We start from the raw sequence: 17,088 nt of genomic DNA, 5'->3' as shown, positions 1-17,088 counted from the left end.
CCATCGTGACGGAGGTTCATGTGCGTCCCTCGACGGCGACCGATGCTGCCGTCTGGAGCATCGCGGCAGCCATCTGCGACCCGGAGATCCCTGTCCTCACCATCGAGGACCTCGGCGTCCTGCGGGACGCGCGCGTCACGGCGTCGGGCCAGGTCCAGATCACGATCACGCCGACCTACTCGGGGTGCCCGGCCATGGACGCCATCCGTGACGATGTGACGTCAGCGCTCCGCGATGCCGGGTACGACGACGTCGCGGTGCGCCTGGTGCTCTCGCCGGCCTGGACCACGGACTGGCTCAGTGATGACGGGAAGGCGAAGCTCGCAGAGTACGGCATCGCACCGCCGACGGGTACGGCCGCGGCAGGACCGGTGCGAGTCGGGCTCAGCGTGAAGTGCCCCCAGTGCTCCTCGCTGCACACGCGCGAGCTGACCCGCTTCGGGTCCACGTCCTGCAAGGCCCTCTACGTCTGCAACGACTGCAGGGAACCCTTCGATTACTTCAAGGTGCACTGATGGCCGTTGTCCTCGCCCCCTCGACCACGCGGCGCAGCGCCTTCAACAGCCTCACGGTGCGCGATGTGCGCCGCCTCACGGAGGACGCCGTCGAGGTAACGCTCGCCGTGCCGCCGGAACTGCAGGACAGGTACGAGTACCTGCCGGGACAGTACGTCGCACTGCGCACGACGCTCCTCGTCGACGGCGAACCGAGGGAGGTGCGCCGCAGTTACTCGATCTGCGCCGACCCGCGCCCAGGCGAACTGCGGGTCGCCGTCAAGCGGGATCTCGGCGGGATCTTCTCGACCTGGGCGAACGAATCCCTCAAGGCAGGCGACACGCTGGACGTCATGAGCCCGCTCGGGCAGTTCACCCCGCGTACGGAGCCGGGGGACCGCGCCGTATCACTCGTCGCCGTCGCAGCCGGTTCCGGCATCACGCCCGTGATGTCGATCGCCCGGACCATGCTCGCCAGCGGCCCGAACGTCCGCTTCGACCTCATCTACGCGAACCGGGCGGCGATGGACGTCATGTTTCTCGAGGAACTGGCGGACCTGAAGGACCGGTACCCCTCCCGTTTCGCGCTCCACCACGTGCTCTCCCGGGAGCAGCGCATCTCGCCGCTGCTGTCGGGCAGGATCGACGCCGGAAAGCTGGAGAAACTGTTCGGGACCGTGATCGCCGCGGAGCAGGTCGACGAGTGGTTCCTGTGCGGGCCGTTCGAGCTCGTCCAGCTGTGCCGCGACTCCCTCGCCGCCCGGGGTGTACCGGCAGAGACGGTGCGCTTTGAGCTGTTCTCGACGGGCGAGCCCAGCCGCCCCGAGGGGAACACCGGGAGGCCCGTGGTGCCCTCGGACAGCGGCGAGAACTACAGCATCTCGTTCACCCTCGACGGACTCAAGGGCTCCGTGCAGAGCCCTACCCACGCGCGTGAATCCATCCTCAATGCGGCACTGAGGGTCCGCCCCGACGTCCCGTTCGCCTGCGCTGGAGGCGTCTGCGGAACCTGTCGGGCGAAGGTCGTCGAGGGAAGCGTCGCCATGACGGAGAACTACGCCCTCGAGCCCGACGAAGTGGCTGCCGGTTACGTCCTCACCTGCCAGGCCCACCCGACGAGCGACGCCGTCTCCGTCGACTACGACGTCTAGGAGCCCCCATGACCGCTGAATCGGTACCGACACAGCACGACGGCCCCGAGGGCATGGTCCGCCTCACCATCGCGGACGGAATCGCGGAAATCGTGCTCGACGCCCCCTACAGGCTCAACGCCGTGGACGAGCAGGCGCTGAAGGACCTCTCCATGGCGTACGACGCCGCGGCCGACGGCGTCCGCGACGGCACTGTGCGGGCGCTGGTGCTGCGCGGGGAGGGGCGCGCGTTCTGCGCAGGCAGGAATCTCGGCTCCATCGAGCCCGGCTCCGACGACGCATTCGGCTTCCTGGCTGCCGCGCTCACGCCGCTACTACGGAAGATGGCGGCATTCCCGGCCCCGACCTTCGCCGCCGCGCAGGGGGCGTGCCTCGGCGTCGGGCTGGGCCTGCTGATGGCGACCGACGTGGTCTACGTCGCCTCGGACGCGAAGATCGGTTCCCCGTTCGCCAACCTCGGGCTCATCCTCGACTCGGGCGGGCACTGGCTGTTCACCGAGCGGCTCGGACCGCACCGGGCGCTCGACCTCATGTACACGGGGGACCTCATGAGCGGAGCGGAGGCTGTGGCCGGAGGACTCTTCAGCCGGGCCGTTCCAGCGGGCGAACTGCTCACGCTGACACGTGCGAAGGCGGCTCGGGCCGCCGGCGGTCCGCTGCAGGCGCTCGTCGCCTCGAAGCAGCTCGTCGGCCGCATCCGCGACGAGCGGCTCGGGCTGTGGCAGGCCATCAGTGCCGAGAACGATGCTCAAGGTATCCTCGGCGCCTCCGAGGACTACCGTGAGGGCCTCGAGGCGTTCAGGGAGAAGCGGGCGCCGCGCTTCGGCGTCTAGTGCCCGACCTGCGGCGCCGCGCTCAACTCGCTGCCAGGACCGTCGCGCCGCGCATCGCCTGCGCCAGGTCCGCGGCAGCTCGCCTTGCCCGCTCGTGCAGAGCCTGTGAGGAATGTGCGCTTGCCCAGTCCGACGACGTCGCGAACACGGTTGTCGGGACGACGGCCGCCCTCAGGTAGGAGAACAGGGGGCGCAGGGCGTATTCGAGCACCAGGGCGTGCCGGAGGGTGCCGCCGGTCGCGCCGATGATCATCGGGGTGTTCGTGAGGGCCGTCGGGGCCAGCAGATCGAAGAAGGCCTTGAACATGCCGCTGAACGACCCGGCGAACACCGGCGTCACGACGATCAGGGCGTCGGCTGCCGCTACCTGGTCGAGCGCTGCGCGCAGTCGCGGGCTCGTCGGACCGGTGAACGCCGCCGCGATGTCAGCGAAGAGGGCGCGCAGTTCGATGACCACCGGTTCCAGCGGGACGCCCGATGCGGCGAGTGCGTTTACCGCCTCCTCGGCGAGGAGGTCGGCCAGCACCCTGCTCGACGACGGCGTTCCCACGCCGGCGGACAGTACCACCAGTCCGGTCCGCGGCCGTTGTGCTTCTCCATCTACATACGTTTGCATGTACCCCTCAACGGCTGCACGGCGGGCGCCATTCCCGCCCGTCGAGGTCACGGAGCGGGGATGATGTACAGCTCCGCGATGGCCTGCTCGAAATAGTCGGGATCTGCCGCGACGACGGATTGCGGGCAGGTGATGATCGTGCTCACGACACCCGTGCTGGCAGGCATAGCGCGCGTGGCGACGAACCTGACGCCGTCATCGCCGTCCAGGGTCACTCCGGGAAGGGTGGTCGTCGCGAGGTCCAGGGTAGGGCCACCCGCGAAGTTGATGCTCACCGGAACGGAGCCGGCCGTGCCCTCTGCCGTGCCACCCTCGAGGTCGGCCAGGAACTCCAGCAGGTAGGTCATGTAGCTCCGGGTCGCCGCCGCGTCGCTCGACAGGTCGTCATCGCCCTCAAGCGGTGGCATGTACGCCTGCTCGAGGAGCATGTCGCAGCTGTTCGTGTTCAGGAGGACGAACGTGCCCTCCGCCGGAGAGCCATCGAGCGTCCACGGATCGTCGGGCAGGCCCCACACAGGTCGAGTGAGGAAGGATGCAGAGGTGTCGAGGGGCTGGAGCAGAGGGGCGTCGATCATCTGACCGTCCGCCGCTCCGCCGCCGCTCGGCGCCGGCACCGAGACGGCGGTCTCCTGGAACGTGCTGTCCGCAGTCGTCGTGGCAGCTAGCCCGATGGCGAGGAGGGCCCCCAGGATTCCGATGGCACCCACCACCAGTACACCCGCTCCGATCAGGACCCAACCCCATACCGGCATGCCCCCTCGGCGCGGCGACGGATTGCCGTAGAAGGCGCCGGGACCGACGTAGGGGCCCTGTGGCGGTACGCCGCCACCGCTGGCATAGGCGCCGGGGCCGCCGTACGGGCCCTGAGGCGGTACGCCGGGACCGCCTGCAGATGGGTCGGGACCGATGTAGGGACCCTGTCCCGTCGGGTCGGATCCCGGACGCGGGGGATAGGGGCCCTTGCCGGGGGACTGGAACGGCGGAACCGGGACATGGGGTGCGGTCGTGGGACGCCCCTCGTGGTGCGCACCGGCGAGCGGGCCAGGAGGAATGGGCGGAACTCCGCCCTGTCCGTCCCCACCGGCGGCGCGCCGTTCGTCGTCGTTCCTGAAGCCGCCCGAATGGTTCGTGTCCGTCAATGGTCCCCCCAGTGGGTCTGCACGTGGCGTGCGGCGGCACAGCGAGGCCGCTCCTGTCATCATGCCGCCGCCGCGGGGTCGGCACGATGGGGAGGACTGCCCGTCCGCCGCGCGTGTCGCTGCCCGTGTCGCTGCCCGCCGAGGCGCGTCAGCGCGTATCGAGGTCCTCGAAGACGAGGAATGTCTGCGTATCGAGGACGCCCGGCATCGACTGCAGCTGGTCGAAGATGACGCGGCGCAACCCCACGTTGTCCTCCGCCCGCACCAAGAGGATGACGTCGAAGTCGCCTCCGACCAGAGCGATGTGGTGGATCTCAGGAATCCGCCGCAGGGCTTCGCGCAGTTCGCGCCAGGAGTGTTGACGCACCTTGAGCGTCACATAGGCCGAGGAGCGCAGGCCCGCCTTCGCGGGATCGATGATCGCCGTGAACCGCGTCAGCACGCCGTCCTCCGTCAGCCTGGCGATGCGTGAGTAGGCGTGGGCGCGGGAGATGTGGACGCGCTCCGCGACCGAGGTCACCGACTGCCGGCCGTCGCGCGTGAGCTCGGCGAGGATCTTGCGGTCCACGTCGTCGAGGACACCATCCACCATGCGTGCACGCTCCTTTGCGTAATGCAGGTCACATGAACAATTCGTCCACACGATACCCCTTGTCGAGCACGATCATCCACACTTCCTGCAGCTCATGGATACAAAAGCAGGGCGCTGACCATACTGGACCAACACAGCATCCAGCGTCGGAGCTACTGCCGGCGCCGTTGAAGGAGTGCCGCTCCGGCGGCCGATGATGGAGGCGGGATGAGTACGGCAACCAATGGCGGTCGCGGCAGCATGATGGGCGGAGCGTCGGGCGGAACGCCGCCAGCGGGTGCCGGTGCCCTGCTTCCTTCCGCGGAGCCCGTACAGCTGGTGGGCCCGGACGGGCAGCATGTCCATGACGATCGCTATCCCCTTCCGGACGGTGAGCAGCTGCTGCGCGCCTACGGGTGCCTCGTCGCCGGCCGCCGGATCAACGACCAGGCGAATGCGCTCGTGCGGCAGGGGCGCATGGCGGTGTATCCGTCGTCGCACGGGCAGGAGGCATGCCAGGTCGCCGCAGCCCTCGTCCTCGGGGACGAGGACTGGCTGTTCCCGACGTACCGCGATACGGTCGCGGTCATCACGAAGGGTGTGGACCCGCTCCAGGTCCTCACATTGCTGCGCGGCGATTGGCACGGTGGCTACGACCCGCACGAGCACCGCGTGGCGACCCAGGCCACTCCGTTGGCGACGCAGCTGCTGCATGCCGTCGGCGTCGCCCACGCCGCGAAGCTGCGCGGTGAGTCCACGGTGGTCCTCGCGATGTGCGGCGATGGTGCGACCAGCGAGGGGGACTTCCACGAGGCCCTGAACTTCGCAGCGGTCTTCCACGTCCCGGTGGTCTTCTTCATCCAGAACAACGAATTCGCGATCTCCGTGCCCCTCAAGAACCAGACGGTGGCGCCGTCGCTCGCGCACAAGGCCATCGGGTACGGGATGCCCGGCGAACGCGTGGACGGCAATGACCTCGCCGCCCTGCTGGCCGTGCTGGGAGCAGCGGTGAACCGGGCCCGGGACGGCGGCGGGCCCTCACTGATCGAGGCGCACACCTACCGGATGCAGGCACACACCAACGCGGACGACGCGACGCGCTACCGCTCGGCCGACGACGTCGAGCGCTGGGTGCCCAGGGATCCGATCCTGCGCATGCGCACCTACCTGCGGGCGCTGACCCTGCTGGGTGACGAGGGCGAGCGCGCCTTCGCCGATAAGGCGGATGCGATAGCCACAACGATCCGCAAGGGACTCAACACGGAGGTCGAGGTGAATCCGGCAGAGCTCTTCGAGTACGTCTACACGGAGAAGACGACGCAGTTGCGTGAGCAGGCCCAGCAACTGCGTGAGGAACTGGCGCGGGATGCTGCAGCCGACGCAGCCTCCGTCGACGCAGCCTCCGACGACGTCGAGCACCAGGGCAAAGGGGACCAGCGATGACGCAGACGACGGAAGCACCAGCCGCCCGCCTCACCCACCAGCCGGAGGCCGTTGCGGCACCCCCGGCGCGAGCCACCGCTACCTTCGCGAAGGCACTCAACGCCGCACTGGCAGACGCCATGGCGGCGGATCCCGGCGTCCTGATGTTCGGTGAGGACGTCGGCAGGCTCGGCGGGGTCTTCCGGATCACCGACGGCCTGACCGCCAGGTTCGGGGAGGAGCGCTGCTTCGACACCCCGCTCGCCGAGGCCGGCATCATGGGCATGGCCGTCGGCATGGCGATGAACGGCATGAAGCCTGTCGTCGAGATGCAGTTCGACGCCTTCGCCTACCCGGCCTTCGAGCAGATCGTCAGTCACGTCGCCAAGATGCCGAACCGCACGAAGGGCGCAGTGCGTCTGCCGATCGTCATCCGCATCCCGTACGCGGGCGGGATCGGCGGCGTCGAGCACCACTGCGATTCCTCCGAGGCCTACTACGCGCACACGCCGGGCCTCACGGTGTTGGCTCCCGCCACGGTCCGCGACGCCTACTTCATGCTGCGGGAGGCCATCGCCTTCCCGGACCCGGTGGTGTTCCTCGAGCCGAAGAAGCTCTACTGGTCCAAGGAGGAGGTGGATCTCGCCGAACTTCGCAGGACCTTCGAGAACGGAGAGGCGCCGCGCCGCATCGGCCGTGCCGTCGTCGCACGCCCCGGCACGGACGCGACGCTGATCAGCTACGGCCCGTCGGTACCGACCGCGCTCGCAGCAGCCGCCGCGGCGGAGGAGGAGGGGCGCTCGATCGAGGTGATCGACCTCCGCTCCATCGTCCCGTTCGATGACGAGACCGTCTGTGCGAGCGTCCGCAGGACGGGGCGGGCAGTCGTCGTCGCCGAGGCTCCCGGCTTCGCGTCGGTGGCCTCCGAGATCGTGGCGAGGGTCCAGGAGCGCTGCTTCCACTCGCTCGCCGCACCCGTGCTCCGCGTGACGGGCTTCGACATCCCGTACCCCTCGCCCAAGCTCGAGCACTTCTACCTGCCGAGCGTCGACCGGATCCTCGACGCCGTGGACAACCTGCAGTGGGAGGACTGACCGTGACCACGCCGACCGTCGCACCGCAGCTGCTGGTCTTCGCCCTGCCCGATCTGGGAGAGGGCCTCACCGAGGCGGAGCTGGTCACCTGGCTCGTGGCCGAGGGCGACGCCGTCGCCGTCGACCAGCCGATCGCCGAGGTCGAGACCGCCAAGTCCGTCGTCGAGGTGCCGTCACCCTTCGCAGGGACCGTGGCCGTCCTGCATGGCAGGCCCGGTGAGGTGCTCGACGTCGGAGCGCCGTTCCTGTCGGTACGGCCGAACGGTGCGCGGAACACTGTGGCCGCGCCGGACGACGAGGTAATCGACGAGGTCCCCGACAGCCGTGGCGTCGCATCCGTGCGTGAGGACGCCGGAGTGCCGATCGAGGCGACCCGGGACTCCGGTGAGGCGGAAGTCGCCACCGGGGGATCCGGGAACGTCCTGATCGGTTACGGGACGCCCGGTGGAGGCCTGAGCGGGAGGCAGCGACCGCGCAAGGCTGTTCCGAAGCGCACCGCGACGAGCGCCGGGCCTACCGACATGCCTACCGCTGTGCCGGAGGACGGGCCCCGGCGTGCAGGCCTCGCTCCGATCTGCGTCTCCCCGCTGGTCCGTAAACTGGCCCGCGACCACCACGTTCGGCTCGACGACGTCCGCGGGTCAGGGCAGGAGGGGCTCATCCTCCGCCGCGACATCGAGCGGGCAATCGCCGCCCTGTCGGCGGGGCAGGACGACCAGCGTGCCGCCGCTGGCGGCCCTGCATCGACGACCAAGCAGCGTGCCGCCGCCGACGGCTTCGCCACGCCGGATGCCGTAGCTTCACGGGACTCCCGCTCGGGCCTCGCCGTGCTGGAAAGGACCCCGCTCCGGGGCACGCGGCGGACGATCGCCGATGCCATGTCCCGCAGCCGACGGGAGATTCCCGAGGCCACCGTCTGGGTGGACGTCGATGTTACCGCGCTCGTCGAACTGCGCGAGGGCATGAAGCGCCGCACCCCGGACGCGGTCCCGGGGATCCTCGCCTTCGTGGCCCGCTTCGTCGTCGCCGGTCTCGCCCGCTACCCGGAGCTGAACAGCAGGATCACCACGGGCGACGACGGGACGCAGGAACTCGTGCGCGTGGACGGTGTCAATCTGGGAATCGCCGCGCAGACGGACAGGGGCCTCGTGGTCCCCGGTATCCGGCGCGCCGACACCCTGTCAGCGCGTGAGCTGGACGCCGAGATCCGTCGCCTCGCGGTCCTGGCCCGCGAGGGGAAGGCGACGCCGTCGGACCTTTCCTCCGGCACCTTCACGCTCAACAACTACGGCGTGTTCGGCGTCGACGGCAGTGCCGCGATCATCAACTATCCGGAGTCCGCCATCCTCGGCATGGGCCGCATCATCGACCGCCCCTGGGTCGTGGACGGGCAGCTCGCGGTGCGGAAAGTGACGGAGTTGACGCTGGCATTCGATCATCGCGTCTGCGACGGCGGCACGGCCGGCGGTTTCCTGCGCTTCGTCGCGGACGCGATGGAGAACCCGGGCGGTGTGCTCGCCGACCTGTAGCGGTCGGCGGGAAGAACCCTCATCCCACCGTCTCACATCAGGTGGTTCTACCTCGCCCTCGAGGGCGGTTCGGGTCCGGCGCCGGCGGGGTCGATGCGGGCGTTCCGTCGTCACCGACCGCCCGCCGAGGAACCGCCGCGTCAGCGTTCGGCGTCGGGATCCCCAAGCAGGCCGCGCTGGGCAAGATCGGCCTCGGGGGACGACCCTTCCGGCAGCGGATCGGTGGCGGGCGGGACGTCGTCCGGTACATAGTCCTTGAGCCCCAGAGCGACCTCCTCGCGTTCCGTGGCGAGGGCGAGCGCGTCGTCGTCGACGTGGTCGTCCGACTTCCCGTGCGTCTGGCGGGACGGGCGCGGCAGGGCGTCGTTGTCGGGGTTGAGGTCGTCCAGGGTCGGGAACTCTTCATTGATGTCAGCCATGACTCCAGCCTAGGAACGGGAACCGGGCAGGTCGATCCGGCAACGCGGTCCTCCGGCGCCTTCCGTTCCGATGACCGGCGACCTATGATCGGCGCCGCGGGTGCCAGGCAGAATGGGATCCGCGCTGGCGGGCGAAGCCGCAGCCCGTAGGGTTGTCCGGTGACCGACCTGATGCGCGAGATGCCCGCCGACGCCACGACCACCAGGGACGGATTCGTCCGGGTCCGCGGTGCGAGCGAGAACAACCTGCGGGACGTCGACGTGGACTGCCCGCGGGACGCCGTCGTCGCCTTCACCGGCGTCTCGGGATCCGGCAAGTCCTCCCTGGCCTTCGGCACGATCTATGCGGAGGCCCAGCGCCGGTACCTGGAGTCGGTGGCACCCTATGCGCGGAGGCTCATCCAGCAGGGGAACACGCCCCACGTCGAGTCGATCACGGGCCTGCCACCCGCCGTCGCGCTCCAGCAGCGCCGTGGGACACCGAGCGTCCGGTCGACGGTCGGTACCCTGACCACGCTGTCGAACTCCCTCCGGATGCTGTACTCCCGCGCCGGTACGTACCCCGCGGGTGCTCCGGGTCGACTCGAGTCCGACGCCTTCTCGCCCAATACCGCAGCGGGTGCCTGTCCCCGCTGTCACGGCCTCGGTATCGCGCGGGACGTCACGGAGGCGACGCTCGTTCCCGATCCCTCCCTGACCATCCGGCAAGGCGCGATCGCCGCGTGGCCGGGAGCATGGCAGGGGAAGAACCTCCGCGACGTCGTCAGCGAACTGGGCCATGACATCGACACCGCGTGGCGGGACCTGCCGAAGGCATCCCGGGACTGGATCCTGTTCACGGAGGAGCAGCCCGTCGTCGAGGTCACGCCCCAGCGCGATCGCGTGGCCAAGCCGTACAAGGGACGATTCTGGAGTGCGAAGAGCTACGTCCTGCACACTCTGCACGATTCCAAGAGCCAGCAGATGCGCGACCGCGTCCTGCCGTTCATGGAATCCGGTCCCTGTTCCCTGTGTTCCGGCAGCGGACTGCGGCCTGAAGCGCTCGCGGTGACCTTCGCGGGCCTCTCGATCGCGGAGGCGAATGCCCTGCCGCTGGCCGACCTGGCGGCCCACCTCGAACCCGCCGCGAGCATCGGGCGCCCGACGGCGGCTCATCGCTCGTCCGCGTCGCCAGAGGGGACGGAGGTGTCCGCCACCATCAGCAGGGACCTCGTGCAGCGCCTCGGGACCCTGGTCGACCTGGGACTCGGGTACCTGAGCCTCGGCCGTGCCACGCCTACGCTCTCACCCGGCGAGATGCAGCGGCTGAGGATCGCGACCCAACTGAGGTCGGGCCTCTTCGGCGTCGTCTACGTGCTCGACGAACCCTCGGCAGGGCTGCATCCGGCCGACGTCGAGCCACTGCTCGCCGTCCTGGAAGCCCTCAGGGACGCCGGGAACTCCGTCTTCGTGGTCGAACACACCATGGACGTCGTCCGGCGCGCGGACTGGATCGTCGACGTCGGCCCGCGTGCGGGCGAGGGCGGAGGGACCATCGTCTACAGCGGCCCGGTGGACGGACTCGCGGATGTCCCCGGATCCCTCACCGCACCCTTCCTGGCCGGAACCACCGACTCCGCAGCCGACGCCCGGGAACCGCGGAAAGCGTCGGCCTGGCTGACGTTGACGGGCATCCACCGGCACAACCTGAACGGAGTGGACGCCGCGATACCCCTCGGCGTACTGACGGCCGTGACCGGCGTGTCCGGGTCGGGCAAGTCGACACTGGTCAGCACGGTCCTCGCCGAAGTGGTCGGAACATACGTGCGCAATGACACGCCCGACGACGGCGCCGCGGGGGACGACGTGGCGGACGTGACGCATCCCGCAGCAGTGGCGGCCATCAGCGGACTGGACCATGTCGACCGACTGGTCAGCGTCGACCAGAAACCCATCGGCCGCACGCCGCGCTCGAACCTCGCGACGTACACCGGGCTCTTCGATGCCGTCCGCAGGGCCTTCGCCGCGACTCCCGATGCCCGGTCGAAGGGATTCGGTGCCGGCCGTTTCTCCTTCAACGTGCAGGGCGGCCGGTGCGAGACGTGCCAGGGCGAAGGCTTCGTCTCGGTCGAGCTCCTCTTCCTGCCCGGCAGCTACGGGCCGTGCCCCACCTGCCAGGGAGCCCGCTACAACGAGGAGACCCTGACGGTCAGGCTCAGGGGACGCAGCATCGCGGACGTCCTCGCGATGACGGTCGACGACGCCGCCGGTTTCCTCTGGGACATCCCCGCTGCCGCCCGCTCCCTCGCGACGCTCCGCGACGTCGGACTGGGGTACCTGCGCCTCGGTCAGCCGGCCACCGAGCTGTCGGGCGGAGAGGCACAGCGCATCAAGCTCGCGACCGAGCTCCAGCGAACCCGCCGGGGCCACACCCTCTACCTGCTGGACGAGCCGACTACCGGCCTGCACCCGGCCGACGTCCTCCTGCTCCTGGCACAACTCGGTGCACTGGTGGACGCCGGCAACACCGTGGTCGTCGTCGAGCACACCATGGCCGTCGTCGCCGCCGCGGACTGGGTGATCGACCTCGGCTCGGGCGGTGGCTCGGACGGTGGGACCATCGTCGCTACCGGTACGCCGCGGCAGGTCGCCGCACTCGATGCGTCGATCAGCGTGACTGCGCCGTATCTCGCGGCCTCCCTCGACGGACGTCGACCGGCCTGACAGCCAGGGTGCGGCACCCGGGGGCCGGACTTCGGGGGCGCTGGCTTCCGACGTCGTTCGCCCGGCATCCGGTACGGACACCCGGGAAGCGTCACACCAGCGCCGGTGCGAAGTCGTCCTGGACGGCTACGCGGGTGTCCAGGGACTGCCAGGCGGAGGAGAGGATGCCGAGTGCCCGGCGCGTGTCCTCGACGGGGTAGCTGAAGGGCACCCGGAGGAACCGCTCGAAGACGCCGTCCATCCCGAAGCGCGGGCCGGCACCGAGCAGCAGGCCCCGGTCGCGGGCGGCGAGGGCGAGCTGCGAGCTGAAGGGAGCACCCAGGTTGACCCAGGTGCACAGGCCGCCGGTCACGTGCGGCACGTTCCACTCCGGCAGCAGCTCGCGGAGGAGCGTTTCCAGATGGTCGCGTCCCTCCCTGAGCTGCGTCGCGCGGAACCGCAGCAGCTCGTCATAGGTGCCGAGCATCTCGAGCGCGATCAGCTGCTCGAGGATGGGCGTCCCCAGGTCCTGCGCATACCGGGACTGGACGAGCCGCCGGATCAACTCCTCGTCGGCCCGGATCCAGCCGATCCTCAAACCGCCCCAGACCGTCTTGCCCATCGAACCGATCAGCACGGCGGGGCCGAACGCGGCGAGGGGGAGCTCGGTGGCGCCGTCGATCCGCAGCTCGGCCATGGTCTCGTCCGCGATGACGACGGTTCCCTGTCGCGCGGCGGCAGCGGTGAGCCTCTCCCGTTGGGCCGGGGGCATCACCGCGCCGGTGGGATTGTGGAAGTCCGGCATGACGTAGGCCAGCGCGGGTTGCGTGCGCTGCAACGCCTGCTCGAGTCCGTCGCCGTCCCAGCCGCGGTCCGCATCGACGGACACAGGGACGAGGCGCCGCCCGGCCGCGCGGAGGGCCTCGTACGCGTGAGGGTAGCTGGGCGCCTCCACGAGCGCGGTGTCGCTGCGTCCCAGGAGGGTCCGGGCGAGCAGGGAGATCGCATGCTGCGCCCCGAGGGTGACCATGATCTGGTTCGGGACCGTGGGCAGCCCCCGCGCCGAGTACCGGTCGGCGAGGGCCCGCCGCAACCGTGGCAGTCCGAGCGGATCGTACCCGTTGCCGTTGAGGTAGGCGGGAAGCTCGCGGGAGGCCCGCGCTGCGGCCTCACCGACCTGCGGCGCAGCGGGGAGGGCGGCCTTGCTGAAGTCGAGCACGACCGCCGCGTCGTCGTCGTTCGTTGGAGCCGTACCACGATCCGGCAGGGCGACGACGCTGCCCGAGCCACGCGTGCTCCTGAGGTATCCCGCGTCCCGGAGGCGCGCGTAGGCCGCCGCCACGAGGGTCCTGCTGACGGCGAGCTGCGCGGCGAGTTCCCGCTCGGCCGGCAGCCGGGTGCCCAGGGGGATCCGGCCATCGAGAGAGAGCAGCCTGATGCGGTCGGCGAGGGCGATGTAACCGGGGCCGGTAGTGCGCCAGGCACCCAGTTCCGCTGCGAGCCGACGGGCGGCGAGAACGATCATGGGGCCACCATGCCATGATTGGCCTCTTGATGTAAGTCCAATCAGCGGCTCTACTGAAAGCATGACCTTCTTCGGCGTGCGGCGCGGACTGCAACTCCTCATCGGCCTCTTCTTCTACGGTCTCTCGCTCGCCATGATGATCCGTGCCACGCTCGGGGTACCGCCGTGGGACGTGTTGGGCCAGGGCGGTTCGCAGCAAACCGGCATCCCGTTCGGGTTCATGACGAACATCATCGGTGGGATCGTCCTGCTGCTGTGGATCCCCCTGCGGCAGCGCCCGGGCCTCGGCACGGTGCTGAACGTCCTGCTCGTGGGGCCGAGTGCGGAAGTGGGCCTCGCACTCCTCGATGAGCCGACCCAGCTCTGGGCGCGGGTCCTGCTGTTCGCGGGCGGCCTGATCCTGCTGGCGGTCGCGAGCGGGCTCTACCTCGGCGCACGCCTCGGCCCAGGACCACGTGACGGGCTGATGACCGGCCTTCATGATCGGTTCGGTGCCCCGATCTGGCTCGTACGCACAGCGATCGAGGGGACGGTCCTGCTGATCGGCTGGCTGCTCGGCGGTTCGGTGGGACTGGGAACGGTCGCCTTCGCGCTGTTCATCGGGCCGTTGGTCAACCTCGCGCTGCCGCTCTTCCGGATGCCCGAGCGTCCACGGCCGGTGGCAGACGCCGTCGTCGCCGGCTCCTGATCGGTGGCCGCCGACCCTAAACTGGTAGTCCTGCCGCCATCGAGAGGATTCCATGACCACCGACGTCCCCAGTGCCGAGAGCCCCAGCCCCTGGCGTGAGCTCAGCCCGGGTATCCACGTGCTGCGGACCGCGGGGTTCCGGATGAACGTCGGGCTCGTCGTGGGGACGGAACGTGCCCTCGTCGTGGATACCGGCGCGGGCCCACGCAGCGCGGCCGAGGTCTACTCCCATGTGCGCGATATGACGGACCTGCCACTCATCGCGGTGAACACGCACGCCCACGCGGACCACTTCTTCGGCAACAGCTACTTCGCCGACCAGGGTGTGGAGGAGTTCTGGGCGACGTCCCGGTGCAGCGAGGTGCAGGCGGAGCACGGCGACGAGCAGCGTGCGCTCGTCGCCGCCGTCGAACCCGCAATGGGGGCGGGCGACGGCGCACGCACCGCCATCCTGCCGGCCAACCGTCTGGTGGCGGGAACTCCCGTCGACCTGGATCTGGGGGGCGTGTCCGTGACGCTGTTCCACCTCGGCAAGGGCCACACCGACCACGACCTCCTGGTGGGAGCAGGCAATGTCCTGTTCACGGGTGATCTCGTGGAGGAAGGCGCGGATCCCGCCTTCGAGGACTCGTTCCCGACGGACTGGGTGCGGACGCTCGGCAAGATGGTCGCTCTCGAGGACCTGTACGACGTCTTCGTGCCCGGACACGGTGAGCCCGTGGACGTGGCCGCGGTGATCACCCAGATGAACAAGATGCGCAGTGCCATCCGGGTGACCCGGCTCGCGATGGACGAGGCGTCCCTGGACATGACGAAGGCGATCCCGATCCTCCCGTACGGACCGGAGCAGTCCCGCGTCCTGCTGACCCGCCTGCGCACGCTCGCCCACTGGAAGTGGCTGACGCGCAAGCACTAGCACGAGAGGTCCTCGGGCATCATGTGACGTTCCTCCGGCGCGTGGTCCTTGTCGTCGTGGTCCGGGCATCCCTAGCGTTGGACGCGGTACCGGTGGGTTAGCAGTGGCCCCTCGTCGATGCGACCAGGAGACTGTCATGACCGAGCGCCCTTCCCTGCACGAACCCCTGTCCCTGCCCGATGTGATCTCCCGGCCCGAGGACCGCCCGGGCGACGCTCCGGTTCAACTGCCCGCCTACGACCCGTCGGAACTGCGACCGGGCGTCGTGCATTTCGGGGTCGGCGGATTCCACCGGGCGCACCAGACCGTGTACTTCGACGAACTGGCGAGCAGGGGCATCAGCATGGACTGGGGTGTCATCGGCGTCGGTATGCATCGCCGCAAGATGCAGGACGTCCTCGATGCGCAGTCCAATCTCTTCACCGTCGTCGAGCGCGGCGAGGACGACACCGCCCGGGTCGTCGGCTCCATGGTCGGCTACCTCTACGCTCCCGAGGACCCGGAAGCCGTGCTCGACGCCCTGGCCGACGAGCGCACGAGACTCGTCACGCTGACCGTCACGGCCTCGAGCTACCACGTCGACCAGGCGACGGGTGAGTTCCTCGCGGACGACGACGACATCGTGGCGGACCTGCAGCACCCCGAGCGGCCCTCATCCGTGTTCGGCTACCTCGTGGAGGGCCTGCGCCGTCGACGGGACCGCGGGATACCGCCCTTCACGGTGCTGCCCTGCGACAACATGCAGCACGGGGGAAGGACTGCCCGCACGGCCGTCGTCTCGCTCGCCCGGCTGCGCGACGAGGACCTCGGGGACTGGATCGACCGCGAGGGAGCCTTCCCGTCCAGCATGGTGGACCGCATCACGCCCACGACGTCGCCGGAGGAGCGCGACGCCGTGGCCGAGCGATTCGGCGTGGACGACCGGTGGCCTGTCCTCACGGAGGCGTTCTCGCAGTGGATCGTCGAGGACGAGTTCTGCAACGGCCGGCCCCCGCTGGACGAGGTCGGGGTGCAGTTCGTCGACGACGTCGAGCCGTTCGAAGCGATGAAGACCCGGATGCTCAATGCCGGGCACTGCGCTCTCGGGTTCTACGGTCTCCTCCTCGGACACCGGACCACGGTGCAGGCCATGGGCGACCCGTTGATGAGGAACTTCCTCACGGCCTTCCTCGACGAGGTGATGCCCCTGCTGCCCGAGGTGCCCGGCATCGACCTGCAGGAGTACCGGGACACCCTGCTGGACCGGCTGGCCAATCCGCACATGGAGGACCAGCTCGAGCGGCTGACCCGCCGCAGCTCCTCGAAGGTGCCCGACTACGTCCTGCCGTCGCTGGTCGCCGCACTCGAGCAGCAGGACGGGCAGGCCAGGTACCGCATGCTCATGCTCACGATCGTCGGCTGGTTCCGTTACCTCCGGGGCGTGGACGACCAGGGCAGCGGGTTCGAGGTGCAGGATGCCCGGCTGGACGAATTGCGTCCGCTCGCGGAGGAATCGCAGTTCGACGAGTGGCTCCGCGACGCCTCACTCTTCGGTGGACTTGCCGATACGGGGGACACCCCGGGCGAACTCAGGGAACTGGCCGAGCAACTGGAGCTCCGCGGAACCCGTGCAGTCCTCGAGGCGGAAGTCGCAGCCGCTGGTCACGCGAGCGGCGACGCGCGGGAGGACGGGCCGCACGAGCTGGACAGGGCAGCGATCCGGTTCATCCTGTGCGACGCCGACGGCAACCTGTTCCCCTCCGAGGACATCGCCTTCGAGGCGTCGGTCGAGGTGACCAACAGACTGGCCGAGGAGGTGGGCGTGCCGCAGCGGTTCGATCCGGAACAGCTGCGGCAGGCAGCTCTCGGCAAGAACTTCCGCAGCCTCGCCGGGGAACTGACGGAGCCCGAGAGCACCTTCCCCGGGCCGGCGCGCGAGGTCGGCGCGGACGAGCTCGAGGAGTGGATCACCGAGGAGAAGCGCGTGGTCAGCGACCACCTCCGCAACGCACTCGAACCGGACGACGCCG

At 69.6% G+C, this 17,088-nt stretch carries 15 protein-coding genes and 1 pseudogene; 10 read left to right on the top strand and 6 right to left on the bottom strand.

The window, feature by feature from the left end; genetic code table 11:
* The first annotated feature begins 5 nt into the window (after window positions 1–5).
* Genes paaD through FDK12_RS13530 form a run of 3 tightly spaced genes read left to right on the top strand, consistent with a single transcriptional unit; the run spans window position 6 to window position 2,478 of the window.
* Window positions 6–515 (top strand): 1,2-phenylacetyl-CoA epoxidase subunit PaaD, encoded by a 510-nt coding sequence (gene paaD / locus FDK12_RS13540; protein ID WP_223263281.1) that lies wholly within the window; start codon window positions 6–8, stop codon window positions 513–515.
* The gene (gene paaE / locus FDK12_RS13535; protein ID WP_137370047.1) at window positions 515–1,645 is read left to right on the top strand and encodes a 1,2-phenylacetyl-CoA epoxidase subunit PaaE; all 1,131 of its coding nucleotides are present in this window, start codon (window positions 515–517) and stop codon (window positions 1,643–1,645) included. Before paaD ends, paaE begins: the two co-directional genes overlap by 1 nt.
* A 53-nt stretch (window positions 1,646–1,698) precedes the next feature.
* Window positions 1,699–2,478 (top strand): enoyl-CoA hydratase/isomerase family protein, encoded by a 780-nt coding sequence (locus tag FDK12_RS13530; RefSeq protein WP_137370135.1) that lies wholly within the window; start codon window positions 1,699–1,701, stop codon window positions 2,476–2,478.
* A 22-nt stretch (window positions 2,479–2,500) separates the two neighbouring features.
* Here the strand turns inward: FDK12_RS13530 and FDK12_RS13525 are convergent, their stop codons facing one another.
* The 3 genes from FDK12_RS13525 to FDK12_RS13515 form a co-directional block, all read right to left on the bottom strand.
* Window positions 2,501–3,046, bottom strand: a complete 546-nt coding sequence (locus tag FDK12_RS13525; RefSeq protein WP_262983390.1) for a CE1759 family FMN reductase — start codon at window positions 3,044–3,046, stop codon at window positions 2,501–2,503.
* Between the two features lie 95 nt (window positions 3,047–3,141).
* Window positions 3,142–4,233 carry a hypothetical protein gene (locus FDK12_RS13520; protein WP_137370045.1) on the bottom strand — a complete coding sequence of 364 codons (1,092 nt, stop codon included), beginning with the start codon at window positions 4,231–4,233 and terminating at the stop codon, window positions 3,142–3,144.
* A 148-nt stretch (window positions 4,234–4,381) separates the two neighbouring features.
* Window positions 4,382–4,825, bottom strand: a complete 444-nt coding sequence (locus FDK12_RS13515) for an Lrp/AsnC family transcriptional regulator (RefSeq protein ID WP_137370044.1) — start codon at window positions 4,823–4,825, stop codon at window positions 4,382–4,384.
* Between the two features lie 240 nt (window positions 4,826–5,065).
* On the opposite strand from FDK12_RS13515, the gene pdhA reads away from it, so the two are divergent.
* From pdhA to FDK12_RS13500, 3 genes are read left to right on the top strand one after another with little or no spacing between them, the layout of a single operon-like run.
* A complete protein-coding gene (pdhA, locus tag FDK12_RS13510) occupies window positions 5,066–6,247 on the top strand; it encodes a pyruvate dehydrogenase (acetyl-transferring) E1 component subunit alpha (protein WP_189636354.1) in 1,182 nt (393 codons plus the stop codon).
* Entirely contained in the window at window positions 6,244–7,320 is a 1,077-nt protein-coding gene (locus tag FDK12_RS13505; protein WP_137370042.1) for an alpha-ketoacid dehydrogenase subunit beta, read from the top strand. The genes pdhA and FDK12_RS13505 overlap by 4 nt, the downstream gene beginning before the upstream one ends.
* Before the next feature lie 2 nt (window positions 7,321–7,322).
* On the top strand, window positions 7,323–8,849 hold the full coding sequence (locus tag FDK12_RS13500; protein ID WP_223263280.1) for a dihydrolipoamide acetyltransferase family protein: 1,527 nt from the start codon (window positions 7,323–7,325) through the stop codon (window positions 8,847–8,849).
* Window positions 8,850–8,989: 140 nt separating this feature from the next.
* Here FDK12_RS13500 and FDK12_RS13495 read toward each other — a convergent pair whose 3' ends face one another.
* Window positions 8,990–9,268 (bottom strand): hypothetical protein, encoded by a 279-nt coding sequence (locus FDK12_RS13495; protein ID WP_137370040.1) that lies wholly within the window; start codon window positions 9,266–9,268, stop codon window positions 8,990–8,992.
* 171 nt (window positions 9,269–9,439) lie between these two features.
* Between FDK12_RS13495 and uvrA the strand changes: the two genes are divergently transcribed.
* Entirely contained in the window at window positions 9,440–11,971 is a 2,532-nt protein-coding gene (uvrA, locus tag FDK12_RS13490) for an excinuclease ABC subunit UvrA (protein WP_137370134.1), read from the top strand.
* Window positions 11,972–12,062: 91 nt separating this feature from the next.
* Here uvrA and FDK12_RS13485 read toward each other — a convergent pair whose 3' ends face one another.
* A complete protein-coding gene (locus FDK12_RS13485; protein WP_137370039.1) occupies window positions 12,063–13,475 on the bottom strand; it encodes a PLP-dependent aminotransferase family protein in 1,413 nt (470 codons plus the stop codon).
* Between the two features lie 61 nt (window positions 13,476–13,536).
* Between FDK12_RS13485 and FDK12_RS13480 the strand changes: the two genes are divergently transcribed.
* The 3 genes and pseudogenes from FDK12_RS13480 to FDK12_RS15475 form a co-directional block, all read left to right on the top strand.
* On the top strand, window positions 13,537–14,163 hold the full coding sequence (locus tag FDK12_RS13480; protein WP_137370038.1) for a YczE/YyaS/YitT family protein: 627 nt from the start codon (window positions 13,537–13,539) through the stop codon (window positions 14,161–14,163).
* 52 nt (window positions 14,164–14,215) lie between these two features.
* Window positions 14,216–15,079 carry an MBL fold metallo-hydrolase gene (locus FDK12_RS13475; RefSeq protein ID WP_137370037.1) on the top strand — a complete coding sequence of 288 codons (864 nt, stop codon included), beginning with the start codon at window positions 14,216–14,218 and terminating at the stop codon, window positions 15,077–15,079.
* Between the two features lie 136 nt (window positions 15,080–15,215).
* Window positions 15,216–16,580: pseudogene (locus FDK12_RS15475) on the top strand (mannitol dehydrogenase family protein); the annotation flags it as partial.
* A gap of 21 nt (window positions 16,581–16,601) precedes the next feature.
* Here FDK12_RS15475 and FDK12_RS15270 read toward each other — a convergent pair.
* On the bottom strand, window positions 16,602–17,057 hold the full coding sequence (locus tag FDK12_RS15270; protein ID WP_223263279.1) for a hypothetical protein: 456 nt from the start codon (window positions 17,055–17,057) through the stop codon (window positions 16,602–16,604).
* Window positions 17,058–17,088 lie beyond the last annotated feature (31 nt).

This window comes from Arthrobacter sp. NamB2, from assembly GCF_005281365.1.
Classification (GTDB): Bacteria; Actinomycetota; Actinomycetes; order Actinomycetales; family Micrococcaceae; genus Arthrobacter_D.
Note: the sequence above shows the minus strand (reverse complement) of the source record. Positions and strands in the feature narration are given on the sequence as shown.